This window comes from Stenotrophomonas sp. VV52, from assembly GCF_002893095.1.
GTDB lineage: Bacteria > Pseudomonadota > Gammaproteobacteria > Xanthomonadales > Xanthomonadaceae > Stenotrophomonas > Stenotrophomonas aracearum.
Window position 1 is genome coordinate 497,817 of sequence record NZ_PKQQ01000003.1, and the last position, 23,060, is coordinate 520,876.

Here is a 23,060-nt window from a genome sequence, read left to right on the forward strand (position 1 = left end):
GATGCGAAGGATGATCGTGACGCTGGCGCTGTGTGCGCTGGCCTGCAATGCCCACGCCGGGCGGGTGTACAAGTGCGCGGTCGGCGGCCAGACCGTGTACCAGACCGTGCCCTGCGCCCCCGAGCACGACACCGGCGTGACCCGGCCGATCACCCGGGATCCCAATCTGAGCTGGGAAGAGCGCAATCGCGCCCAGCGCGAGCTCTACGACGCACGCCGCCGCATGCAGGCCGAGGCCGGCCGCAACCAACCGCCGGTACGCGGCACCGTCATCGATGGCGCTGCCAATCCGGAGCAGTGTCAGGAACTGCGGTCCCGCCGCGAGTTCGGCGAAGCCTTCGGCCGCCCCATTCCTGAAAGCATGAACGGCGAGATCGCCAAGGCCTGCGCGTCGCGCTGATCGGCGACAAGGCAAATCCGACAACTAGACTTGCGCACTGTATCTATTTGGATACAGTTGCGGCATGATATCGGTGCAGGCAACGGAAGAGTTCGGCAAATGGATGCGCCGGTTGCGCGACACGCGAGCCCGGGCACTCATCGCCGAACGCATCCAGCGTATGGCCAATGGGCTGCCCGGCGACGTCAAATCGCTGGGTTGCGGTCTCAGCGAACTGCGGATCCATCATGGCCCCGGCTACCGCGTGTATTTCACGCGGCGCGGCAGGGAGATCATCATCCTGTTATGCGCGGGCGACAAGGACAGCCAGGCGTCGGACATCCAGCACGCACATAGGCTTGCCTCTCTCCATCTGCATGATTCCTGATGCCGCCCGCACTGCATTCCTGCCACTCCAGGACCCGAACATGAGCAAGCCAGCCCTCGCCGCTTTCGACCCCGCCGATCATCTTGTCGACGATGCCGCGATAGCGACCTATCTCACCGAAGCCTTGGCAGCGGACGATGCCGTTCACTTCCAGGACGCATTGCAGGCAGTGGCTCGCGCCCGGGGAATGACCCAGGTGGCCGAAGCGTCGGGGCTCGGTCGGGAAAGTCTTTACAAGGCGTTGAAGCCCGGTGCGCACCCTCGTTTTGACACCGTGCAACGGGTGCTCGCCGCGCTTGGGGTTCGCATGATCATTGCCCCGGTTTAACACCCCGGAGCTGAACTACCCTACCCCGCCACCCCCTTGATGGCCTCCACCAGCGCCTGCATCTGTGCAGGCGTGCTGAAAATGCCGGGGGTGACGCGGATGCAGGCACCGGAGGCCAGGCCTTCGCGGGCTACGACGAACACGCCGGATTGCTGCAGCATGCGCTCGGCAGTGGCCATGTTCGCGTCCATGTCGTAACGCCCGCGCAGCCGGAACGCGGCAATGGCGCTGGAAAGGCGTGGGTCTGCGGAGGCCAGCAGCTGGATGCGCGGGTCGTCGCGCAGCGCGTCGAGCCACTGATTGCGCAGGCGCAGTAGACGCGCGCGTTTGTTCGCCACGCCAATCCGCTCGTGCAGCGCCAGCGCGACCGGCAGCGCCAGGAAGGTCGCGAAATTGACCGTGCCGGTGTGCACGCGAGAGTCGATATGGCCGGTCTCCGCCTCGCCCATGTACGGGTCGATGTCGTCCAGGCGACCGCGCCGGATGTAGACCGCTCCCGCTCCGACCGGCGCACCGATCCATTTGTGCAGGTTGATGCCGATGAAATCGACATCGAGATCGCGCAAGGGCGTGTCGACCTGGCCGATGCCGTGCGCGGCATCCAGCACCACGCCTGCACCGGCGGCGCGTGCAAGCGCGCTGATCTCGGCGACGGGCAGCAGCAGGCCGTGGCGGTGGCTGACCTGGGTCAGCAGCACCAGCCGCGTGCGCGGGTGCTGCTCCAGCGCGCTTCGGTACGTCTCCATGATGCTGTCGTGGTCGAACGGCTCGGGGAGTTCAATGCGCTGCACGGCCACGCCACGCCGCGCCTGCAGCCATTCCATCGCCGTGATCATGCTGGGGTAGTCGGTATCGGCGTACAGCACCATGTCGCCGGGCTGCAGATTGCGGTAGCCGCTGATCAGGATCTGCATCGCTTCGGTCGCGCCGCGGGTCAGCGCGATCTCGTCGCTGTCCACGCCCAGTGTCTGCGCCAACTGCACGCGCGCCTGTTCGAACAGCGCCGGGAAGGTACGCCGGCCGAACCAGGCATTGTCCCGGTTCACCAGCGCCGTGCCGTGCTGGAACGCCTCCTGCACTGGCCGTGCCATGGAGCCCCAGTAGCCGTTGTCGAGCATGACCACGTCGTCGGTGAGGTCGTACAGGTCCCTGACCTTCGCCCACCAGTTGTCATCGACGGCAACTTCCGCCGGATTGCGGCCGACTGGATCGGGCAGGGCTTCCAGCGCGAGAGTGCGTGCGTGTGCTTTGTTCATGTTCCGAGTATCGCAGGTGCAGTAGCTGGGTTGGATCACGCACGACATCCATCGACCTTGCCGAAGCGAATGATAATGACTATCATTCACGAGCTGAATGCTTGCCCGAATGTCGTCTTGAACGCTTCGGGAAAAGACGATCTCCAGGGATACCCCCGCCCCGTGCGGCGGCTTGGCCACGGATGGCCACCCTCTCCTGTCACCGGCCCCGGCCGGTGACGTCCGTTGTTCGATTCGACAATGCAGGTGTTCGTGGACAGCACGCCAGTTGCCAGCGGGTTCAACCGCTTCGGTGGATTCTTCGCCCGCCCCTGGCTGGGCGTGCTTTCCCGCTCGCTCGCCGCCATTGTCGGTGGCTACGCCCTGGCTGCGACCTGCGCGATGTTCTTTGCCGTGGCCCTGCCGATCGCACGCGCCCAGGCGGTCCTGACCGGCATGTTGGTGGCCATCGTGCTGTGCGCCTGCGCCGCACTGTGGGCCTTCGCCACCCGCACCGCACTGCGCGCGTGGATCGGGATCGCCGCGCCCGCCGTGCTGTTCTGGCTGGGCACGCTCGCACTGGGGGCGCGCGCATGAAAAACGGATTCCGCCAGTCCATGGCCTGGCTGCATACCTGGACCGGGCTGCTGGTCGGCTGGCTGCTGCTGCTGATCTTCATGGCCGGCACCGCGAGTTACTACCGCGAGGAAATCAGCCGCTGGATGCGCCCGGAGCTGCCGCGCAGCAGCGTCAGCAGCGAGGTCGCCGCCGAGCGCGCGATCAGCTTCCTGCAGCACAAGGCGCCGCAGGCCGAGAGCTGGAACGTGACCCTGCCCGACCCGCGCAACCCGGCCATGCGCATGTTCTGGCGCAATCCCGAGTCGATGGTGAAGCCGCCGGTGGAAGGTGAAAAGCGCCGGCGCGGCGGCGGCCGCTTCGGCGATGCAACCGTGGACCCGGCCAGTGGCGAGGAGGTGGCGGCGCGCGAAACGCGAGGCGGCGACTTCTTCTATCGGCTGCATTTCGACCTGCACTACATCCCGGTGCTGTGGGCGCGCTACCTGGTGGGCTTCTGCGCGATGTTCATGCTGGTGGCGATCATCACCGGGGTGATCACCCACAAGAAGATCTTCAAGGACTTCTTCACTTTCCGGCCTGAAAAAGGCCTTCGTTCGTGGCTGGACTTCCACAACGTCAGCGCGGTGATGGCCCTGCCCTACCACGCGATGATCACCTACACCGGCATCGTCACGCTGATGTTCATGTACCTGCCGCAGGGCGTGAGCGTGGCCTATCCGAAGGACGAGGACGCCTTCTTCAGCGAAGCGTTCGCACGCCTGGCCGACCCGGCCGAGCCCGCCGCGGGCAGCGCCCCCTCGCTGCCGATCCAGCAGTTGCTGGACAGCGCGCGGGCCGAGTGGAAGGGCGCGCAGGTGAGTGGCTTCACCGTGTTCCATCCGGGCGCGGCCAATGCGGTGATCGACATCTACCAGCGCGACGGCAAGCGCCTGTCGATCGACACGCCATCGCTGCGCTACAACGCAGTGACCGGCGCACTGGTGGAACACAGCCCGGTACCAGGCGGCGCCACCCAGACGCGCGGAGTGATGTATGGCCTGCACCTGGCCCGCTTCGCGGACTGGGGCCTGCGCGCGTTGTTCTTCCTGTCCGGCCTGGTCGGCTGCCTGATGGTGGCCAGCGGCGTGGTGTTGTGGGCGGTCAAGGAACGTCCCAAGCATGCCAAGAGCGGTCGCATCGGCTTCGGCCTGCGCCTGGTGGATGCGCTCAACATCGGCGCGGTGGCCGGCCTGCCGATCGCCTTCGCCGCCTACTTCTGGGGCAACCGGCTGTTGCCGGTGCAGATGGCCGAACGCGCCGAGGCCGAAGCCAGCGTGTTCTTCTACGCGTGGGGCGCGGCGCTGCTGGCCGCCTTCATCTGGCCCAAGCGCATGATGTGGGCCTGGCAGCTGTACCTGGGTGCCGCGTTGTTCGCGCTGATCCCGCTCCTCAATGCCTTCACCACCCACGCGCACCTTGGCGTGACCCTGCGCAACGGCGACTGGGTGCTGGCCGGGTTCGACCTGGTGATGCTGGCGTTCGGCGCGATGCTGGCGTACTGCGGCCTGCGCATGCAGCGCTGGCAACCGGCGCTGAGCGCGTCGGAGAAAAAGAAGCGCCAGATGGCGGCGGCTGCCGCTGCTTCGGCGCAGACGGCAGAGGCCAGCGCATGATGTTGCTGGCGATCACGGTGTGCTTCTCCGCGTTCACTGCGCTGTCGCTCGCCATGGAGAAGCACCAGCTGGACCTGCACGGCAAGGCGCATGCGGGACCGGCGCGCATGCGGCTGTGGCGCTGGCTGGGCTGGGCGTTGCTGGCCACGGCGTTCGGCATCTGTGTCGCCGACCACGGCTGGGCCGCCGGGCCGGTGCTGTGGCTGGGTGCGATGACGATCAGCGGGGTGCTGATCGCCTTTGGGCTGTACCCGTGGCGACCGCGCTGGATCGCGCCGTTGGCGTGGGTGTTGCCGGTTGTCGGTGTGATCAGCGCGGTGGCGTGACACCGCGCGAACCCCGCCAATCCATCAGGCGCCGTAGCGCCTGAGCTCCCACGCGCGGTGGATGCGCGGATTCCGCTCGAAATCCTCACCGATGGTGTCGGCGGAAATCTCGCGGCACTCGGCGAATTCCTTGATCGCTTCTTCGTCCAGCTTGAAACGGCGGAAGTTGTTCGAGAAGTACAGCACGCCTTCCGGGCTCAACCGCGCCACGGCCGCACGCAGCAGGCGCACATGTTCGCGCTGCACGTCGAAGTCTTCGGCGCGGGCCGAGTTGGAGAAGGTCGGCGGGTCGCAGAAGATCACGTCGAAGCGGTGCCGCTCCGCCTCCAGCCAGGCCAGCGCGTCGGCCTGGATCAGCTGGTGCTGGCTGCCGCCCTTGCCGTTCAGCGCCAGGTTGTCGGCACACCACTGCAGGTAGGTCCCGGACAGGTCCACGCTGGTGGTGGAGGCCGCGCCGGCCACCGCCGCCTGCACGCTGGCCACGCCGGTGTAGCAGAACAGATTGAGGAACCGCTTGCCCTGCGCTTCCTGCGCCATGTGCCAGCGCAGCGGACGGTGGTCCAGGAACAGGCCGGTATCCAGGTAGTCGAACAGGTTCACGCGCAGCAGCGCATCGTTCTCGCGCACCAGCACGAACTCGCCGCGCTGTTCGAAGCGGCCGTACTTGCTGCCGCCCTTGCCGCGTTCGCGCGACTTCAGCGCGACCTGCTCGGCCGGCACCTGGAATACCTCGCGCGCGGCCGACAGCAGTTCATTGCGGCGGCGACGCACGTCGACGTCGGGAATGGTGGCCGGTGCCGCGTATTCCTGCACGTGCAGGAAGGTGCGGCCGGCGCCGCCATCTTCCTGGTACACGTCGATGGCAGCCGCATACTCGGGCAGGTCGGCGTCGTAGACGCGGTAGCAGGTGACCTGCTCGCGCGCCTTCCAGGTCTTGAACTTGCGGATGTTCTTGCGCAGGCGGTTGGCCACCATCTGCGCGCCTTCGCTGAGCTCGCGCGGCTGGCCCGCGTTCTCGCGCTGCGGCACTGCGATGGGATCGCACACGATCAGTGCGCATTCGATCGCGCCATTGAACAGCTGGTACTTCTTGTTGGCGCGCAGGCCGGTGGCAAACGCCAGTTCGGCGCTGCCGCACAGCAGGCTGGCCCGCCACTGCGGCACCGCGCGCTTGAGCGCGTCGCCAAGGCGGCGGTACAGCACCGCGTCGGCGGCCAGGCGCTCGTCGTACGGCGGGTTGCAGACCACGCAGCCGGTTTCCTGCGGCGGCACCTGCACGTCGGCCACGTCGCGCACACCGAACCAGATCGCCTCGGCAACGCCGGCGGTCTCCGCGTTTTCCTTGGCCGCGCGGATCGCATGCGGGTCGATGTCGCTGCCATGGATGACCTGCTTGAGCGCGGCCCGACCTGCGGTTTCGCGGCTGCGCGCGTCGGCCATCAGGCTGTTCCAGGCGTCACGGTCGAAGCCCAGCCAGCGGCTCGGCGGAATGCTGCCGTGGCGCTGCAGGCCCGGGGCGACGTCGGCGGCCATCAGCGCGCCTTCGATCAGCAGCGTGCCGCTGCCGCACATCGGGTCGAGCAGGCCACCGCCTTCGGCGTGGATCTTCGGCCAGTTGGCGCGCATCAGCACCGCCGCCGCCAGGTTTTCCTTCAGCGGCGCTTCGTTCTGCGCCATGCGCCAGCCGCGCCGGTGCATCGGGCCGCCGCCAAGGTCGATCGAGATCGAGGCACGGCCCTTGCGCAGCGAGAGGTTGATGCGCACGTCGGGGAACTCGGTGTTCACCGACGGCCGTTCCAGGCCCTGCGCACGCAGGCTGTCGACCACGCCGTCCTTGACCCGCTGCGCGGCAAAGCGCGCGTGGGTGATCTCGGTACCGGACACATGCGCGTCCACGGACAGGGTCAGCTCCGGGCTGATGTGGTCGGCCCACGGCATCGACGACACGCCCTGGTACAGCGAACCCTCGTCCGGGCAGTCGAACTCGGCCAGCGGCCACAGCACCCGGCTGGCCAGGCGCGACCACAGCACCACCTTCAGCGCCTGCGGCAGGTCGCCTTCGGCGTTGACGCCGGAAATGGTGGCGGTGGCACGGGGCAGGCCCAGCGCCAGCAGTTCGTCGGCGAGCAGGTATTCCAGGCCCTTGGCGCAGGAAACAAAGAATTTCACGGAATCAGGTTCGGCAGGTCAGCGGACCGGGCATTGTACGTGACCGCTGCCGGGGGACCGTCACACCCCCCGATTTACACGCCTTTCAACAGCTCTTCGAACGCGCGCGCGGAGGCCTCGACGTGGTTTTCGAGGCGGTGCCCGTCTTCGACTAGCAGCAGCCGGGCCGAGCGCGCCTGGGCCCAGGCGATCACCTCGGCGGCCGGGATCAGCTCGTCCTGCCAGGCGTGGACCACGCTGGTCGGCACCGGCGCCGCGTCCAGCCTCGGCATTGGCCCCATCCGGGTCGGTGGCACCATCAGGAACAGGCCGCGGGTGGGTACCTGCAACGAGGCGATGGCCGAGATGTAGGCCCCCAGCGACGAACCGGCCAGCACCACCGGCCCCTGCGCGGCGGCCGCGCGGGCGCGTTCCACCAGGCGCTGCAGGCGGGCCGGCACGTCGCCCACGCTGCTGACCTCGCGCATCGCGTCCAGGTCGGTGTAATCGGGGCGTTCGTGGGTCCAGCCGAGGCGCTCGGCCACGTCGGCCAGTGCGGTGACCTTGGTGGCGTCGGGGCCGCTTTCAAAGCCATGGGACAGGATGCAGTGGCCGCGGCTCATGCAGCCACCGGGCGGAAATCGATGTAAGCGCTCATCCCTGAATGCTAGCATCGGCGCATGCCCGAACGCGCCCCGCCCCGGATCGACCCGCAGCCGCTGCCCTACGTGGCGCAACTGGGCGAGCGCGCGCCGGCAGAGGTGGACCTGGTGGTGATCCACTGCACCGAACTGCCGGACCTGGAGATGGCCCGCCGCTATGGCGAGCGGGTGCTGTACGACAGTGGCAGCGGCAACAGCGGGCATTACTACATCGACCGCGACGGCAGCATCGTGCAGTACGTGCCGGTGGAGCGCGTCGCCCATCATGTGAGCGGCTACAACCCGCGTTCGATCGGCATCGAGCTGGTCAACAGCGGGCGCTATCCGCACTGGCTGGACTCGCGCCACCAGGAAATGGCCGAGGCCTACCCGGACGCGCAGATCGCCGCGTTGATCGACCTGCTGCAGCACCTGTGCCTGACGCTGCCAGGCCTGCGCCACATTGCAGGGCACGAAAGCCTGGACACGCGCCTGGAACCGGCCAGCGACGACCCCGAACGCCAGGTGGCGCGCAAACGCGACCCGGGCCCGCTGTTTCCGTGGCCACGGGTATTGGCGGCGGTGGCGCTGGAGCCGTTGGCCCCCTGATTACCCGCCGGTCGCCACCGGCCGCGAGGAATCGCCTACCCACCCGCTCCAGGAGTCCGCGTAGACGCGGGCGCCGTGCAGCCCGGCCACTTCCATCGCCAGCAGCAGGTGGCATGCAGTCACGCCCGAGCCGCACATGACCACCACCTCGCTGGGGTCATGGCGGCCGATCAACGGCCGCAGTTCGGCCTGCAGCTCGGCGGCGGGGCGCAGCCGGCCCGCGTGCACGTTCAACCCGAACGGACGGTTGACCGCACCGGGCACGTGCCCGGCGACTGGGTCCAGCGGCTCCACCTCACCGCGGAAACGTTCGCCGGCGCGCGCGTCCAGCAGCCAGCCTGGCGCATGCTTCAGCCGCGCGGCGACCTCTTCCACCGATGCGACCTGGGTCATGTCGAACTGGCCCGGATAGGGCGGCAGCGCGGTCACCTGCGGCACCCCGGTATCCAGCGGCAGGCCCGCCGCCTGCCAGGCAGCCACGCCCCCATCGAGCACCGCGACCCGGGCATGCCCGATCAGCCGCAGCAGCCACCATGCCCGCGCGGCGGCCATGCTGCCATCGCCGCCGTCGTACACCACCACCTGCGTGTCCGGACCGATGCCCCAACGCCCCAGCGTGGCGGCGAAGGCCTCGCTGTCCGGCAGCGGGTGTCGGCCGTGTCCGACCCGGTCCATGTCGGCCAGGTCGCGGTTGAGATCGGCCTGCACGGCACCCGGCAGGTGCCCCTGCGCGTAGGCCTGCGCCCCGGACTGCGGGTCGGCCAGGGAAAAGCGCACATCCAGCAGCCGCGGCGCGGCACTGGCGGTGGCGCGCGCGTCGAGCAGGCGGGTGTCGGCCTGGCCCAGCACGTTCGACAAGGTCGCAACGTCGACCAGGGTGGTCCAGCTTTCCGGATTCGGGGCAGTCATTCGGTTTGCTCCAGGCGGCGGCGCAGGTTGTACAGGATGGCGGCGGTCGCGCCCCAGATCCGCTGGCCGGGCCAGCCGTACTCCAGTACATGGCGGATCCGGCCGCGGTGGTCGATCTCGACCTGGTGCAGGTTGGCCGGATCCATCAGGTAATCGAACGGTACTTCAAAGACTTCGGCCACTTCATCGGGCTGTGGCACCGCCACGAACCCCGGGTCGATCACCGCCACCACCGGCATCACCCGGTAGCCGGTGATGGTCACGAAAGGATCGAGGTAGCCCAGCACCTGCACCTGGTCGTGCTGCAGGGCGATCTCCTCGTTGCTTTCGCGGATCGCCGCGGCCACCGCGTCGCGGTCATCGGGCTCCTGGCGTCCGCCGGGAAAGCCGACCTGGCCGCCATGCTGGCGCAGGGTGTCGGTGCGCCGGGTCAGCAGCACCTGCGCACCGCTGGCACGCGGAATGATGCCGGCCAGCACCGCCGCTTCCACCGGCGGCCCGGGGGGCAGCAGGTCGGCCAGCTCGCTGCGGTTCCAGCCATCGCCGCCGGGCGGCGCATCCAGCGGATGCAGCGCGCGCAGCAGGCGCTCGTGCGCGGCCAGCGAGCTGCCCAGCGACTGTCGCAGCTGCTCACGCAGCGGCAAAACCTGCTGCATCACGTGTTCCTGTTCGTGTCGGGTCATGGTCGACCAGCGGGTGATTTCGTCCACGTTGCGCAGGCAGCCACCGCACAGGCCCGCGCGGTCGAGCGCGCAGATTCCGATGCAGGGGCTGGGCATGGCATGGGGGGAATGTTCCGGATAATGCACGGGGCAACAGTAACGCGAATCCAGAAACAAAAAACGCGCCGATGTTGCCATCGACGCGTTTTCTGTTTTCAGCCGTTGTTACTTGACGCTGACCAACTTGATTTCAAACTGCACGGCCACGTTCGGCGGGAACGGGGTGCGCGGATCGGCACCGTAGGCCTGCTCCGGCGGCAGGGTGACTTCCCACTTGGAACCGGCCGGCATCTGCAGCAGCACTTCGCGCATGGCCTTCATTTCGACTTCGCTGACCTTGATCGACGGAATCTGCTGGGCGGGACGCGCTTCGGCCGGGCGCTGGCCGAACGGGTACGGACCAGCCACTTCCAGCTGCACGGTGCTGGCCTGGGTCGGCTTGGCGCCCGAGCCGGTTTCAACGACGCGGTACTGCACGCCGCTCGGCAGGGTCTGCACGCCGGCCTTGGCCTTGTTGGCGGCCAGGAACTGGGTGCTCTTGGTCTTGTTTTCGCCGGCAGCCTTCTCGTACTCGGCCTTGGCGGCCTGGGCACGACCCTGCTCACGCTTCTGGAACGCTTCAACGGCCGGCTTGAGCTGCTCGGCGGTGATCGCCGGCTGCTTCTTGGCGTAGGCATCCTGCAGGCCCTTCACCACCGAGTTGATGTCCAGCTGCTCGCCACGCTGGGTGAGCTCGGCCAGGTTGTTGCCGTAGTCGTAACCGAAGTAATAGCTCAGCTTGCCCTTTTCGGACGAAGTGTCCTGGGCGAAGGCATTGCCCGTCAGGGCCAGGGCCGCGACGGCGACCGCGATAGAACGCAACTTCATCAAACGTTTCTCCAGGGGTGGTAACTCAGGACGCATTGGGCCGCCCTGAGGCGACGGGTTAGGATAGCCGCCGCAACGTTGAACCGCCACTAACGACGGAGGCTTTGACCTGCTTTCGTTTCCAGAGTTCAAAATCACTTTTTTTTAACGTTTTACCAGGAGTTTCCGCCGTGGCCGACGTGCCCCTGACCGTTGCCGACGATGGTGCCACCCCTGCGCGCCCGGTCAACCGCTCCGTGGTTCAGGGAGGTGAGGTGCTGCGCTGCGTGCTGGCCGACGATCTGGACGCGGCGCTCGCGGCGGGGTTGATGGATTACGTGCCCGCGCCCGGCGACGACACCCTGGTGCCTGGCCACCCCGACCTGCCGGCCCGCCTGCTGCAGGCCCAGCGCCAGTTGCAGCGCGCCTGGGCCGCGCGTGAGCGCTACCAGGCGCGCGCGCAACGGCTGGCGCGACGCGCGGCCGAACGCGAGGCACGCCGCGCCCCGCCCGCCCCCACCCCCGACCTGAAACCGGCCCTGCCGCCAGCCGCTGCTGCGATCCTCGCGCGCGCCAAGGCCAAGGCCGCTGGAAAACCTTCCTGATGCCAACCGTTGCAAAAGCCGCGCCCCGGGCCGCACCGCGCAGCGCGCGCATGCCCAAGGCCGACGTGGTGGAAATGTTCACCCGCCTGCGCGAACTCAATCCGCATCCCAAGACCGAACTGGAATACAGCACGCCGTTCGAACTGCTGGTGGCGGTGGCGCTGTCGGCGCAGGCCACCGATGTCGGCGTCAACAAGGCCACGCGCAAACTGTTCCCGGTGGCGAACACACCGCAGGCGATCCTGGCGCTGGGCGAAGACGGGCTGAAGAAATACATCGCCACCATCGGGCTGTTCAATGCGAAGGCGAAGAACGTGATTGCCACCTGCCGGCTGCTGATCGAACAGCATGGCGGCGAGGTGCCGCGCGACCGCGCCGCGCTGGAGGCCCTGCCCGGGGTCGGGCGCAAGACCGCCAACGTGGTGCTCAACACCGCCTTCGGCGAACCGGTGATGGCCGTGGACACGCACATCTTCCGGGTGGCCAACCGGACCGGGCTGGCGCCGGGCAAGCACGTCCGCGCCGTCGAGGACGGCCTGGTGAAGACGATTCCGGCCGAGTTCCTGCTCGACGCCCACCATTGGCTGATCCTGCACGGCCGTTACGTGTGCAAGGCGCGCAAGCCGGACTGCCCGCAGTGCGTGATCCGCGACCTGTGCCGGTTCAAGCAGAAAACCGCCGCCTGAGCCGGCATTCCGACTGCCATCTGGACGCAACCGGGCAGTCATCTGTTTCAGGCAGCGTGGGCAACCCCAGCTGCCATCGGGCCCGGGCTTGGGGACGCTTTGTCTGAAACTGTCATATTTACGCAATCTTCACTTATTAGCCTGCGCAGCATCTTCCCACCTGCCTGCAAGGCTCCTTTCCATGAAACTGCATCGCCAACTCCTCACTGCGGCCGTGGCTGCTGCGCTGTTCGTGCCGGCCGCCCACGCTGAAGTGGCCATCGACGTGATCGGCGGCTCGGAGATCACCTTCGAAGGCCTGGTCCAGGCCGACGGCAACTGGTTCGACAACGATGTGACCGACCTCAACGGTGGCGATGCCGCCAACGGCAAGGACAGCGAATTCGAGCTGCGCCGTGCCGAGCTGGTGCTCAAGGGCAAGGGCCCGGGCAACGTGGAATGGGTGGTCGGTTATGACGCCAAGGCCGACAAGTTCCTGGACACCAACGTGAAGTACAAGCTGGCGGGCAACGCCAACCACTTCGTGCAGCTGGGCCAGTTCAAGCAGCCCAACAGCCTGGAAGAACTGTCCAGCACCAAGAACAACGACTTCATCTCCAAGGCTGCGGTCACCAACACCTACGCCGTGGCCCGTCGCCTCGGTGGCGCGTACAGCTTCGGCGACGCCAACTGGTCGGTCACCGCCAGCGCCTTCGGCCGCGAACTGACCCGCAACCTGGCCCACGGCAGCGGCTACGGCGCGCGTGGTACCTGGGCGCCGATCAACGAGAAGGGCCAGGTCCTGCACTTCGGCCTGAGCTATGTCGACTACGACACCGACGCCGACACCCTGCGCGTGCGTGCCCGTCCGAATGCCGACCTGGCCACCGCGCGCCTGGTCGACAGCGGCAACCTGACCGACACCGACCGGGTCAAGACGATCGGCGCGGAAGCGATGTACATCGGCGGCCCGTTCAAGGCCCAGGCCGAGTACTACACCAGCGAAGCCAAGCGCATGACGCGCGACAACTACACCAGCGACGGCTTCTACGTCAGCGGCCTGTGGAACATCACCGGCGAAAGCTGGGGCTACAAGGGCGGCACCCCGACCACCGGCCTGCCGGACGAGCCGGGCCGTGGCATGTGGCAGCTGGGCGCGCGTTACGACTCGATGAACCTGGACGACGGCCATCTGAACGCCAATCCGGTTGCCGGTCGTCCGCCGATCGTGGACGGCGTGCTCGGCGGCAAGATGGATATCTGGACCGTGGGCGTGAACTACTACTGGCGCTCCAACACCAAGTTCGCGCTGAACTACGTGATGGTGGACAGCAAGAAGTACAGCTCGGCCAGCCGTACCTTCGTCAATGACGATCCGAACATCCTGGAAGCGCGCCTGCAGTTCTTCTGGTAAGTCGCACGTCACCTGTGTAATGGAAAGGGCGCAGCTTGGGCTGCGCCCTTTTTCGTTTGGGGTTCCGTGGGACACGCGTGGCGTGTCGCTACGCGATCGCGCCCGGGGTCACCCCATGCGTCCGTGCCGGTTCCGTGTGCGTAGGGACACGCCATGCGTGTCCGGGCCGCCGATGACGCGTGTCACCGTCCCGTCATATGACAGACCACGCGCTGTCACGGAACCGTTATGGAATAGGCACCGGGCGGGAAACCCCGCACCATCATCCATCCCAGGAGCCACCCCGTGATCCACGCCTTCAAGTCGCGCGCCGCTGTTGCCGTCCTCGCCGCGTCGTCCGTGTTCGCCGCCAATGCCGCCGATGTGACCGGCGCGGGCGCATCGTTCATCTACCCGGTCATGTCCAAGTGGTCGTCCGACTACAGCACCGCGACCGGCAAGAAGGTCAACTACCAGTCGATCGGCTCCGGCGGTGGTATCGCCCAGATCAAGGCCGCGACGGTTGACTTCGGTTCGTCCGATGCCCCGCTGAAGCCGGAAGAGCTGGCCTCGGCCGGCCTGGCCCAGTTCCCGTCGGTGATCGGCGGCGTGGTGCCGGTGATCAACGTGGCCGGCGTCGCCCCGGGCGCGCTGAAGCTGGACGGTCCGACCCTGGCCAACATCTTCCTGGGCAAGATCAAGACCTGGAACGACCCGGCCATCACCGCCCTGAACCCGGGCGTCAAGCTGCCCGACGGCAAGATCACCGTCGTGCACCGCTCGGACGGTTCGGGCACCACCTTCAACTTCGTCAACTACCTCTCCAAGGTCAACCCGGAGTGGAAGAGCAAGGTCGGCGAAGGCACCTCGGTGCAGTGGCCGGTCGGCATCGGTGGCAAGGGCAACGAAGGCGTTGCCGCGTACGTGAAGCAGATCAAGGGTGGCATCGGCTACGTCGAACTGTCCTACGCCCTGCAGAACAAGATGTCCTACGCCGCGATGAAGAACGCGTCGGGCAAGGTCGTGCTGCCGAGCGACGAGTCGTTCGCCGCCGCTGCCGCCAGCGCCGACTGGGCCAACGCCAAGGACTTCTACCTGGTCATGACCAACGCCCCGGGCGCCGAAGCGTGGCCGATCACCGCCACCAACTTCATCCTGGTCCGCAAGCAGCCGAAGAACGTGAACAGCGCCAAGGCCACCCAGGAGTTCTTCCGCTGGATCTACAAGAGCGGCGACGCCCAGGCCAAGCAGCTGGACTACGTGCCGCTGCCGGACAGCCTGGTCAAGCAGATCGAGACCTACTGGTCGCAGAACCTGAAATATTGATTGGCCGTCACGACCAGCGGTCGTGACCTACCACGGTAGGTATCGACCGCTGGTCGATACACCACCCAGGCAAAGGTGCCGCCAGGTCCTCTCTCCCCCTGGCGGCACCTCTCCGGCGCGGATCTGCTGATCCGCGCTTTTTTATTGGGCGCCCTGCCCCGCCTGGGGGCCCGCCAGGCCTTGTCCTGCGGGGGTTTAACGTGCCCTCTGTCACGACGTCATCAAGCTGTAACAAAAACATCATTTCATAGCAGCGTCAGCCGGCCAGCCCGGCACCCCATCCCGCTACGGAGTGACGCATGAAACTGCATTCGGCCAGCTTTGCCGCCCTTTCCCTGGCCATCGCGCTGGGCCTGTCCGCCTGCAAGCCGGCCGCTGAAGGCCAGGCCACGGCACCGGCCGCCGACGCACCCGCCGCCGCCCCGGCCGCTGGCGACAAGGTGACCGCCGAGATCTCCGGCGCGGGCGCCTCCTTCATCTTCCCGCTGGTCTCCAAGTGGTCGGCCGACTACAACGCCGCCACCGGCGCCAAGATCAACTACCAGTCGATCGGCTCGGGCGGCGGTATCGCCCAGATCAAGGCCGGCACCGTCGACTTCGGTTCATCCGACAAGCCGCTGTCCAGCGAAGAGCTGGCCCAGGCCGGGCTCGGCCAGTTCCCGTCCGCCATCGGCGGCGTGGTCCCGGTGGTGAACATCGAGGGCCTGGAAGCCGGCAAGCTGCGCCTGAGCGGCGCCCTGCTGGCCGACATCTTCCTGGGCAAGGTCAAGACCTGGAACGACCCGGCCATCGTCGCCGCCAACCCGGGCGTGAAGCTGCCCGACGGCAAGATCACCCTGGTCCACCGTTCGGACGGTTCGGGCACCACCTTCAACTTCTCCAACTACCTGTCAAAGGTCAGCCCGGACTGGAAGAGCAAGGTCGGCGAAGGCACCTCGGTGCAGTGGCCGGACGGCGTGGGTGGCAAGGGCAATGAAGGCGTCGCTTCGTACGTGAAGCAGATCAAGGGCTCGATCGGCTACGTCGAACTGGCCTATGCACTGCAGAACGGCATGCCGTACGCCTCGATGCAGAACGCCGCCGGCAACTGGGTGCAGCCGAGCGCTGAAACCTTCGCCGCCGCCGCTGCCAGCGCCGACTGGGCCAGCGCCAAGGACTTCAACCTGGTCATCACCAACGCCCCGGGCGACCAGGCGTGGCCGATCACCGCCACCAACTTCATGCTGATGCACAAGCAGCCCAAGGATGCCAAGCGCAGCAAGGACACCCTGGCGTTCTTCAAGTGGGCCTTCGAGAACGGCCAGGCCCAGGCCAACGAACTGCACTACGTGCCGCTGCCGGCGGAACTGGTCAAGCAGATCGAAGGCTACTGGACTGCTGAATTCAAATAAGAAAACCGGGGCCTGCGCAACGCGCAGGCCCCTCCGGTTGTAGTGCCGGGCCCTGCCCGGCAAAACCCTTCACACACTCGGGCCCAAGCCTTTCCAATGAATGCCATCGCCCAGCCTGTACCCGCACCGTCAACGCGCGACCTGCGTGACGCCCGCAACGACAAACTGTTTCGATGGGTGCTGATCACCACCGTGGTACTGGTGCTGGTCGCCCTGGCCTGCGCCGCGCTCTCGATGCTGTGGGGCGGCCGCCATGCCCTGCAGGAGCAGGGCCTGAGCTTCTTCTACTCCTCCGACTGGAATCCGGTGGAGAACAAGTTCGGTGCACTGGCTCCGATCTACGGCACCCTGGTCACCGCCCTGATCGCAATGGTGATCGCGGTGCCGGTGAGCTTCGGCATCGCCTTCTTCCTCACCGAAGTGGCGCCGCGCTGGATGCGTGGCCCGGTCGGTACCGCCATCGAACTGCTGGCCGGCATTCCCTCGATCATCTACGGCATGTGGGGCCTGTTCGTGCTGGTGCCGGTGATGACCGAGTACGTAACGCCCACCCTCAATGAAACCCTGGGCGAATGGCCGATCATCGGCCCGCTGTTCCAGGGGCCACCGCTGGGCATCGGCGTGCTGACCGCCGGCTTCGTGCTGGCGATCATGGTCATTCCGTTCATCTCCTCGGTGATGCGCGAAGTGTTCCTGACCGTGCCGACCCGCCTGAAGGAATCGGCCTACGCGCTGGGCTCCACCAAGTGGGAAGTGAGCTGGGACATCGTGCTGCCCTACACCCGCTCGGCGGTGATCGGCGGCATCTTCCTCGGCCTCGGCCGCGCCCTGGGTGAAACCATGGCGGTGGCCTTCGTGATCGGCAACAGCGTGCGCCTGTCGCCGTCGTTGCTGGAGCCGGGTACCACCATCGCCGCGCTGATCGCCAATGACTTCGGCGAGGCTACCGAAACCTACCGTTCGGCGCTGCTGCTGCTCGGCTTCGTCCTCTTCATCGTGACCTTCGTGGTGCTGGCAATCGCCCGCCTGATGCTGATGCGCCTGTCCCGCAAGGAGGGCAACTGATGTCCACCGCCGTCGCTTCCAACGCGCAGCCGCTGTACCTGCGCCGCCGCATCGTCAACATCGTCGCGCTGCTGCTGTCGTGCCTGACCGCGCTGTTCGGCCTGTTCTTCCTGGGCTGGATCCTGTTCACCCTGGCCTCCAAGGGCCTGGCCGGGATCAACCTGGACCTGTTCACCAAGATGACCCCGCCGCCCATGCAGGAAGGCGGCCTGGCCAACGCCTTCTTCGGCAGCGCGGTGATGTGTGCGCTCGCCATCGCCATCGGCACCCCGCTCGGCGTGCTGGCCGGCACCTGGCTGGCCGAGTACGGCAACGCCCGCAAGGCCGGTACGGTGGTGCGTTTCGTCAATGACATCCTGCTCTCGGCACCGTCCATCGTGCTCGGCCTGTTCGTCTACACCCTGTACGTGATGCAGACCGGTGGGCAGTTCTCGGCATTCGCCGGTGCGCTGTCGCTGGCCTTCATCGTGCTGCCGGTGGTGGTGCGTACCACCGACGAAATGCTGCGCTTGGTGCCTTCGCAGATGCGCGAAGCGGCGCTCTCGCTGGGCATCCCGCAGTGGAAGGTGACCGTGCAGGTGCTGTACCGCAGTGCGGCCGCCGGCATCATCACCGGCATCCTGCTGGCGCTGGCCCGCATTTCCGGCGAAACCGCCCCGCTGCTGTTCACCGCCTTCGGCAACCAGTACTGGAACAGCAACGTGTTCCAGCCGATGGCCAGCGTGCCGGTGGTGATGAACCAGTTTGCCGGCAGCCCCTATGAATCCTGGCAGACGCTGGCCTGGGCCGGCGCGCTGGTGCTGACCCTGTTCGTACTGCTGGTCAGCCTCTCCGCGCGTGGCATCCTGCTGCGCAACCGCATCTCCCATGACTGACCTTTCCGCGGATATCGCCATGAACGACCTCACCAATGCCGTGCCGATGCAGCGCATCGCGGTGCCGGCCTCGCATGAAAACCTTGGCAACCCGGCGCCGACCAAGCTGGCTGCACGCGGACTGGATTTCTACTACGACAAGTTCCACGCGCTGAAGAACATCAACCTGGAGATTCCGGAAAAGCGCGTCACCGCGCTGATCGGTCCTTCCGGCTGCGGCAAGTCGACCCTGCTGCGCATCTTCAACCGCATCTACGCGCTGTATCCGAAGCTGGAAGCCAAGGGCGAAGTGCTGCTGGACGGCGAGAACATCCTGTCGCCGAAGTACCCGATGAACCGCCTGCGCAGCAAGGTCGGCATGGTGTTCCAGAAGCCGGTGCCGTTCCCGATGACCATCTTCGAGAACGTGGCCTATGGCATCCGCCACCACGAAAAGCTGTCCAAGGCGGACATGAACGACCGCGTCGAGCATGCGCTGCGCCAGGGCGCGCTGTGGGACGAAGTGAAGGACAAGCTCAACCAGAGCGCGCTGGGCCTGTCCGGTGGCCAGCAGCAGCGTCTGTGCATCGCCCGCGCCGTGGCCCTGCGCCCGGACGTGCTGCTGCTCGACGAGCCGACCTCGGCGCTGGACCCGATCTCCACCAGCCGCATCGAGCAGCTCGTCGAAGAGCTCAAGCACGACTACACCATCGTGATCGTCACCCACAACATGCAGCAGGCCGCGCGCGTTTCCGACTACACGGCCTTCATGTACCTGGGCGACCTGATCGAACACGACCGCACCGAAGTGATCTTCTCGCAGCCGAACAAGCAGCAGACCGAGGATTACATCACCGGCCGGTTCGGTTGATCCTTCCGCACGTTTCCAGATAAACCAGCCGGGCACCGCCCGGCACCACGGGAATCACAATGAACATTCCGAACGACCACATCGTCAAGAGCTACGACGAAGAACAGCAGCGGCTGGTGGCCGAGATCGTGCGCATGGGCGAAATGTCCGTGGCACAGCTGGAAGCGGCGCTGGACGTGATCGAACGCCGCGACGACAACGCCGCGGCACGCATCATTGCCAACGACGAGGCGATCGACAGCCTGGAACAGCAGATCAGCCACGATGTCATGCGCCTGGCGCTGCGTGGCCCGATGGCGCGCGACCTGCGCGAAATCCTGGCCGGCCTGCGCATCCCGGCCGACATCGAACGCATCGGCGACTATGCGGCCAACGTGGCCAAGCGCTCGATCGCGCTCAGCAAGATGCCGCCGTTGCCGCAGATCCAGGGCCTGCGTTCGTTGGGCCGCCTTGCGGCGCAGCAGGTCCGGCGCGCCATTGAGGCCTATCGCGACAATGACGCCGACGGCGCACTCGCCCTGCGCGACGATGACGCGCGCCTGGACGCGCAGTACACCGCGCTGTTCCGCGAGCTGCTGACCTACATGATGGAAGATCCGCGCAACATCACCCCGTGCACCCACCTGCTGTTCATGGCCAAGAACCTGGAGCGCGTGGGCGACCACGCCACCAACATCGCCGAGAACGTGTGGTTCCTGGTGCATGGCGAGCAGGCGCTGCCGCCGCGCGAGAAGCGTGACGAGACCAGCACCGAAAAGCTGTAAGCCCGTCGCCGCAAGGCGTCCGGGCGAAGCGAGGGCCGATACTGCGTATCGGCCTTGTTGTTTTTGTCGCAAACGGACCGCCAGCGCTGAATCGCGCCTGTACCCGTCCATCCACCCGCGCATCCTTCCTGCCCCCGCAGCGCTCTTATCCTGTGCCAGCCCACCAGGATCCCGTTGCCGCATGCAGACCCTCTGCCCGCTCGAACTCAGCGCCGCCCATGCCGGCGACCGCGCCGCGCTCGACCGCGTGCTGCGCCATTCGCGCCAGCACCTGCGTCGCTATGCCGAATACCACTGCGTCATCAACGATGTCGAAGACGCGGTGCAGGAAAGCCTGATCACCGTGTCGCGGCGGCTCTGCGACCTGCGCCTGGTGGAGTGCTTCACCTCGTGGGCGTTCCGCATCGTCAAGCGCGAGTGCAACCGGCTCAAGCGCGCGCGGTGCCAGTGGCGGCACGAAGAGCTGCGCGAGGAGATCCTGCCACCCGCGCAGTGCGACGACGTGGCGCTGCGCCGCGACTGCGCCGCCGCGCTGGAATCGCTGCCGGCGCACTATCGCGAAGTGATCCTGCTGCGCGACCTGGAAGGCCTGTCGATCGCCGAACTGGCCGAGCGGCTGGCCACCACCCCCGAAACCATCAAGGCCCGCCTGCACCGCGCCCGCGTCATGGCGCGCGAGTACCTGGCCTGAGCGTCCCCCGCATGCCGGCAAATCCGGCATGCTTCATTGGCACCACCCTGGCCCCCGGGCCTCTACAAGGAGATTTTTCCATGACCCTGTCCACCAAACACGCCTCCCTGCTGGCCTGCGCCGCGCTCGCCGGCGGCCTCGGCCTGGCCGGCACCGCCTCGGCGCTGTCGATGACCGACCTGGCCCAGGGCTACGCCCTGGCCGCGCAGGCCGCGCCCAAGGCCGACGCGAAGGCGGCCGAAGGCAAATGCGGTGAAGGCAAGTGCGGCGCCGAGAAGGCCAAGCAGCACGGCACCGACAAGAAGGCCGCTGAAGGCAAGTGCGGCGAAGGCAAGTGCGGGGCCGACAAGGCCAAGCCTGCGCCAGCCGCAAAGAAGACCGCCGAGGGCAAGTGCGGTGAAGGCAAGTGCGGTGCTGGGCACTGACCCGCGCGTCGGCGTGAGCCCCGGGGTCCTGCCGCCGCTGCCTGCGGCGGCGGTAGGACTGGGCCTGCGCCGCGCCCTGCTCGACGATCTGGAACAGGCGCCGCCGGGCGATATCGACTTCCTCGAATGCGCGCCGGAGAACTGGATCGGACTCGGCGGCATGCCCGGCGAGCGCCTGCGGGGGCTCAGCGCGCGTTACCCGTTGACCTGCCATGGCCTGTCGCTGTCGCTTGGCGGCAGTGCGCCGCTGGACCTGGACTTCGTCGACCGGGTCGGCCGCTTCCTGGACACGCACAAGGTGCGGCTGTACAGCGAGCACCTGAGCTACTGCAGCGACGACGGGCACCTGTACGACCTGCTGCCGCTGCCGTTCACCGACGAAGCGGTGCGCCACACCGCCGCGCGCATCGCGCAGGTGCAGGACCGGCTGGGCCGGCGCATCGCGGTCGAGAACGTCTCGACCTACCTCACCCCGCACGCGGCGATGAGCGAACTGGACTTCACCCTGGCGGTGCTGGAGGAGGCCGACTGCGACCTGCTGCTGGACGTCAACAATGTGTACGTCAATGCGATCAACCATCGCTTCGATCCGGTTGAATTCATCGACGGGCTGCCGGCATCGCGCGTGGTGTGCCTGCACGTGGCCGGGCACTACGATGAAGCCGACGACCTGAAGATCGATACGCACGGCAGCGCGGTGATCGACCCGGTGTGGGCGCTGCTGGCGAAGGCGCGCGCCCGTTTCGGCCCGCGCCCGGCGCTGCTGGAACGCGACTTCAACTTCCCGACCTACGCGGAACTGCGTGGGGAACTGCAGCAGATGCGACGCATCCTCCACGGCGGGGATGCGGCACACGGAGCGGCCGCATGAGCGGGGTTCTTCGCGACCAGCAGTCCGCCCTTACCCTGCACCTGCGCGACCCACGGGGCCAGCCCGCGCCCGAAGGACTTGAACCGCGTCGGCTGCAGATCTACCGCGATCTGCTGTTCAACAACCTGCGAAGCCTGCTGGGCGGAAGTTTCCCTGTGCTGCTCCAGGTCCTGGGCGCCGACGAATGGGATGCGCTGTGCCGGCGCTACTTCATCGAGCACCGCTGCGTGTCGCCGCTGTTTACAGAGGTCGCCGGCGAGTTCGTGCAGTGGCTGCAGCAGCAGCCGTCGCTGCCCCGCCCGTTCCTGGCCGAGCTGGCGCACTACGAGTGGGTGGAACTGGCGCTGCAGTCGAGTGAGGCCCGGCCGCTGCCCGCCGACGGCGCGGCGTTCGATCCATGGCAGGACGCCCTCGCCCGTTCGGCGCTGGCGTGGCCACTGGTCTACGCGTGGCCAGTGCAGCGGATCGGCGCCGGATTCCAGCCCGCATCCCCACCACCCGAACCCACCTGCCTGCTCGCGCGGCGGGTGGCCGACAGCAGCATCGTGTTTTCTCAGCTCAGCCCGCTGGCCGGGGCCCTGCTGGCGCAACTGGACGACGCCGGGGCGCGGAGCGGCGCCGACCACCTGCGCCAGCTGGCCGAGGCCAACGGCCTGGACGTTGCCGCCCTCGAACAGCCCGGGCGTGCGCTGCTGGCGCAGCTGCAGGCCGCCGGGGTGATCGGTCCGGCGCGCCCGACCGGCAGCTGAACCCCGCGCCCGGCGCGCGCATCCAGTGCCGCGTGCCGGACCTCTTGTTGGACTCTTCCTGCTGCCTGGAGTTTCCAATGCCAATGCCCTCCCCCGTTTCCGCACTGCACGCGCGCCTGGGTGCGCTCGACCCCTGGCTGGCACCGCTCGGCCTGCGCCTGCTGCTGGCGTGGGAGTATTTCGAATCCGGGCGCGAGAAGCTGCACGGGGTGAACTGGTTCGACAGCGTGCAGGCCGACTTCCCGCTGCCGTTCCGCTGGCTGCCCTCGGCCGTCAATTGGCACGCCGCAACCTGGCTGGAACTGGTGGGCGCCGCCTGCCTGTTGTTCGGGTTGGCCACCCGCACCACCGCCGCCCTGCTGATCGGGTTGACCGTGGTGGCCACCGCAACGGTGCACTGGCCGGCCGAATGGGACTCGCTGGCCATGCTGGTGCAGGGTTATGCGATCAGCGACCAGGGCTTCGGCAACTTCAAGCTGCCGGTGCTGTTCATTGCCATGCTGCTGCCGCTGCTGCTGGGCGGGGCCGGTCGGCTGAGCGTGGACGGCTGGCTGGCCAGACGCCGCAACGGGGCGGTCAGACCGCTCTGCTAAACTGCGTCGATGACTGACGAACTCCCCCACACCGC

At 67.3% G+C, this 23,060-nt stretch carries 27 protein-coding genes; 21 read left to right on the plus strand and 6 right to left on the minus strand.

Going from position 1 to position 23,060, the window contains the following annotated elements; all coding sequences use genetic code 11:
- Nucleotides 1–10 precede the first annotated feature (10 nt).
- From C2U58_RS10925 to C2U58_RS10935, 3 genes are all read left to right on the plus strand, one after another.
- Entirely contained in the window at nt 11–400 is a 390-nt protein-coding gene (locus C2U58_RS10925) for a DUF4124 domain-containing protein (RefSeq protein ID WP_102945860.1), read from the plus strand.
- A gap of 64 nt (nt 401–464) precedes the next feature.
- Nucleotides 465–767 carry a type II toxin-antitoxin system RelE/ParE family toxin gene (locus C2U58_RS10930; RefSeq protein WP_102945861.1) on the plus strand — a complete coding sequence of 101 codons (303 nt, stop codon included), beginning with the start codon at nt 465–467 and terminating at the stop codon, nt 765–767.
- Between the two features lie 40 nt (nt 768–807).
- Complete coding sequence (locus C2U58_RS10935; protein ID WP_102945862.1) at nt 808–1,095, plus strand: addiction module antidote protein; 288 nt, start codon at nt 808–810, stop codon at nt 1,093–1,095.
- Nucleotides 1,096–1,115: 20 nt separating this feature from the next.
- Here C2U58_RS10935 and C2U58_RS10940 read toward each other — a convergent pair whose 3' ends face one another.
- Nucleotides 1,116–2,351, minus strand: coding sequence for an aminotransferase class V-fold PLP-dependent enzyme (locus C2U58_RS10940; protein ID WP_253256704.1), 1,236 nt, complete (start codon nt 2,349–2,351; stop codon nt 1,116–1,118).
- A gap of 240 nt (nt 2,352–2,591) precedes the next feature.
- Between C2U58_RS10940 and C2U58_RS10945 the strand changes: the two genes are divergently transcribed.
- From C2U58_RS10945 to C2U58_RS10955, 3 genes are read left to right on the plus strand one after another with little or no spacing between them, the layout of a single operon-like run.
- Complete coding sequence (locus C2U58_RS10945; protein WP_102945864.1) at nt 2,592–2,927, plus strand: DUF3649 domain-containing protein; 336 nt, start codon at nt 2,592–2,594, stop codon at nt 2,925–2,927.
- On the plus strand, nt 2,924–4,561 hold the full coding sequence (locus tag C2U58_RS10950) for a PepSY-associated TM helix domain-containing protein (protein ID WP_102945865.1): 1,638 nt from the start codon (nt 2,924–2,926) through the stop codon (nt 4,559–4,561). The genes C2U58_RS10945 and C2U58_RS10950 overlap by 4 nt, the downstream gene beginning before the upstream one ends.
- Entirely contained in the window at nt 4,558–4,887 is a 330-nt protein-coding gene (locus tag C2U58_RS10955) for a DUF3325 domain-containing protein (RefSeq protein ID WP_102945866.1), read from the plus strand. Before C2U58_RS10950 ends, C2U58_RS10955 begins: the two co-directional genes overlap by 4 nt.
- A gap of 24 nt (nt 4,888–4,911) precedes the next feature.
- Here C2U58_RS10955 and rlmKL read toward each other — a convergent pair whose 3' ends face one another.
- Entirely contained in the window at nt 4,912–7,056 is a 2,145-nt protein-coding gene (gene rlmKL, locus C2U58_RS10960) for a bifunctional 23S rRNA (guanine(2069)-N(7))-methyltransferase RlmK/23S rRNA (guanine(2445)-N(2))-methyltransferase RlmL (protein WP_102945867.1), read from the minus strand.
- Nucleotides 7,057–7,130: 74 nt separating this feature from the next.
- Nucleotides 7,131–7,658: a hypothetical protein gene (locus tag C2U58_RS10965; protein ID WP_102945868.1), complete on the minus strand. Its 528-nt coding sequence runs from the start codon at nt 7,656–7,658 to the stop codon at nt 7,131–7,133.
- A gap of 57 nt (nt 7,659–7,715) precedes the next feature.
- Here C2U58_RS10965 and C2U58_RS10970 point away from each other — a divergent pair, with 57 nt between their 5' ends.
- Nucleotides 7,716–8,285 carry an N-acetylmuramoyl-L-alanine amidase gene (locus C2U58_RS10970; RefSeq protein WP_102945869.1) on the plus strand — a complete coding sequence of 190 codons (570 nt, stop codon included), beginning with the start codon at nt 7,716–7,718 and terminating at the stop codon, nt 8,283–8,285.
- On the opposite strand, the gene C2U58_RS10975 is transcribed toward C2U58_RS10970, so the two are convergent.
- The 3 genes from C2U58_RS10975 to C2U58_RS10985 form a co-directional block, all read right to left on the minus strand.
- Nucleotides 8,286–9,194: a sulfurtransferase gene (locus C2U58_RS10975; protein ID WP_102945870.1), complete on the minus strand. Its 909-nt coding sequence runs from the start codon at nt 9,192–9,194 to the stop codon at nt 8,286–8,288.
- The gene (locus tag C2U58_RS10980) at nt 9,191–9,973 is read right to left on the minus strand and encodes a CoA pyrophosphatase (protein WP_102945871.1); all 783 of its coding nucleotides are present in this window, start codon (nt 9,971–9,973) and stop codon (nt 9,191–9,193) included. Before C2U58_RS10980 ends, C2U58_RS10975 begins: the two co-directional genes overlap by 4 nt.
- A gap of 108 nt (nt 9,974–10,081) precedes the next feature.
- Entirely contained in the window at nt 10,082–10,783 is a 702-nt protein-coding gene (locus C2U58_RS10985) for an FKBP-type peptidyl-prolyl cis-trans isomerase N-terminal domain-containing protein (protein ID WP_070208063.1), read from the minus strand.
- Nucleotides 10,784–11,019: 236 nt separating this feature from the next.
- Here C2U58_RS10985 and C2U58_RS10990 point away from each other — a divergent pair, with 236 nt between their 5' ends.
- The 14 genes from C2U58_RS10990 to C2U58_RS11055 all read left to right on the plus strand — a co-directional run bounded on the left by C2U58_RS10990 (nt 11,020) and on the right by C2U58_RS11055 (nt 23,025).
- Nucleotides 11,020–11,367 carry a hypothetical protein gene (locus C2U58_RS10990; protein WP_102945913.1) on the plus strand — a complete coding sequence of 116 codons (348 nt, stop codon included), beginning with the start codon at nt 11,020–11,022 and terminating at the stop codon, nt 11,365–11,367.
- On the plus strand, nt 11,367–12,053 hold the full coding sequence (gene nth / locus C2U58_RS10995) for an endonuclease III (protein WP_102945872.1): 687 nt from the start codon (nt 11,367–11,369) through the stop codon (nt 12,051–12,053). Before C2U58_RS10990 ends, nth begins: the two co-directional genes overlap by 1 nt.
- A gap of 181 nt (nt 12,054–12,234) precedes the next feature.
- Nucleotides 12,235–13,446 carry an OprO/OprP family phosphate-selective porin gene (locus C2U58_RS11000; RefSeq protein WP_172448123.1) on the plus strand — a complete coding sequence of 404 codons (1,212 nt, stop codon included), beginning with the start codon at nt 12,235–12,237 and terminating at the stop codon, nt 13,444–13,446.
- Nucleotides 13,447–13,731: 285 nt separating this feature from the next.
- A complete protein-coding gene (pstS, locus tag C2U58_RS11005; RefSeq protein ID WP_102945873.1) occupies nt 13,732–14,751 on the plus strand; it encodes a phosphate ABC transporter substrate-binding protein PstS in 1,020 nt (339 codons plus the stop codon).
- Between the two features lie 299 nt (nt 14,752–15,050).
- Complete coding sequence (gene pstS, locus C2U58_RS11010; protein WP_102945874.1) at nt 15,051–16,142, plus strand: phosphate ABC transporter substrate-binding protein PstS; 1,092 nt, start codon at nt 15,051–15,053, stop codon at nt 16,140–16,142.
- 96 nt (nt 16,143–16,238) lie between these two features.
- Nucleotides 16,239–17,207, plus strand: coding sequence for a phosphate ABC transporter permease subunit PstC (gene pstC / locus C2U58_RS11015; RefSeq protein ID WP_102945875.1), 969 nt, complete (start codon nt 16,239–16,241; stop codon nt 17,205–17,207).
- Nucleotides 17,207–18,082 carry a phosphate ABC transporter permease PstA gene (gene pstA, locus C2U58_RS11020; RefSeq protein ID WP_102945876.1) on the plus strand — a complete coding sequence of 292 codons (876 nt, stop codon included), beginning with the start codon at nt 17,207–17,209 and terminating at the stop codon, nt 18,080–18,082. The genes pstC and pstA overlap by 1 nt, the downstream gene beginning before the upstream one ends.
- A 19-nt stretch (nt 18,083–18,101) precedes the next feature.
- The gene (pstB, locus tag C2U58_RS11025; protein WP_070208073.1) at nt 18,102–18,932 is read left to right on the plus strand and encodes a phosphate ABC transporter ATP-binding protein PstB; all 831 of its coding nucleotides are present in this window, start codon (nt 18,102–18,104) and stop codon (nt 18,930–18,932) included.
- Nucleotides 18,933–18,991: 59 nt separating this feature from the next.
- Entirely contained in the window at nt 18,992–19,696 is a 705-nt protein-coding gene (gene phoU, locus C2U58_RS11030; protein ID WP_102945877.1) for a phosphate signaling complex protein PhoU, read from the plus strand.
- A 181-nt stretch (nt 19,697–19,877) separates the two neighbouring features.
- Nucleotides 19,878–20,387 (plus strand): sigma-70 family RNA polymerase sigma factor, encoded by a 510-nt coding sequence (locus C2U58_RS11035; RefSeq protein ID WP_102945878.1) that lies wholly within the window; start codon nt 19,878–19,880, stop codon nt 20,385–20,387.
- Nucleotides 20,388–20,467: 80 nt separating this feature from the next.
- Nucleotides 20,468–20,812 (plus strand): hypothetical protein, encoded by a 345-nt coding sequence (locus C2U58_RS11040; RefSeq protein ID WP_102945879.1) that lies wholly within the window; start codon nt 20,468–20,470, stop codon nt 20,810–20,812.
- Nucleotides 20,813–20,870: 58 nt separating this feature from the next.
- The gene (locus C2U58_RS11045) at nt 20,871–21,683 is read left to right on the plus strand and encodes a DUF692 domain-containing protein (RefSeq protein ID WP_102945915.1); all 813 of its coding nucleotides are present in this window, start codon (nt 20,871–20,873) and stop codon (nt 21,681–21,683) included.
- A complete protein-coding gene (locus C2U58_RS11050; protein ID WP_102945880.1) occupies nt 21,680–22,432 on the plus strand; it encodes a putative DNA-binding domain-containing protein in 753 nt (250 codons plus the stop codon). The genes C2U58_RS11045 and C2U58_RS11050 overlap by 4 nt, the downstream gene beginning before the upstream one ends.
- Before the next feature lie 77 nt (nt 22,433–22,509).
- Nucleotides 22,510–23,025, plus strand: a complete 516-nt coding sequence (locus tag C2U58_RS11055; RefSeq protein ID WP_102945881.1) for a DoxX family protein — start codon at nt 22,510–22,512, stop codon at nt 23,023–23,025.
- Nucleotides 23,026–23,060: the final 35 nt, after the last annotated feature.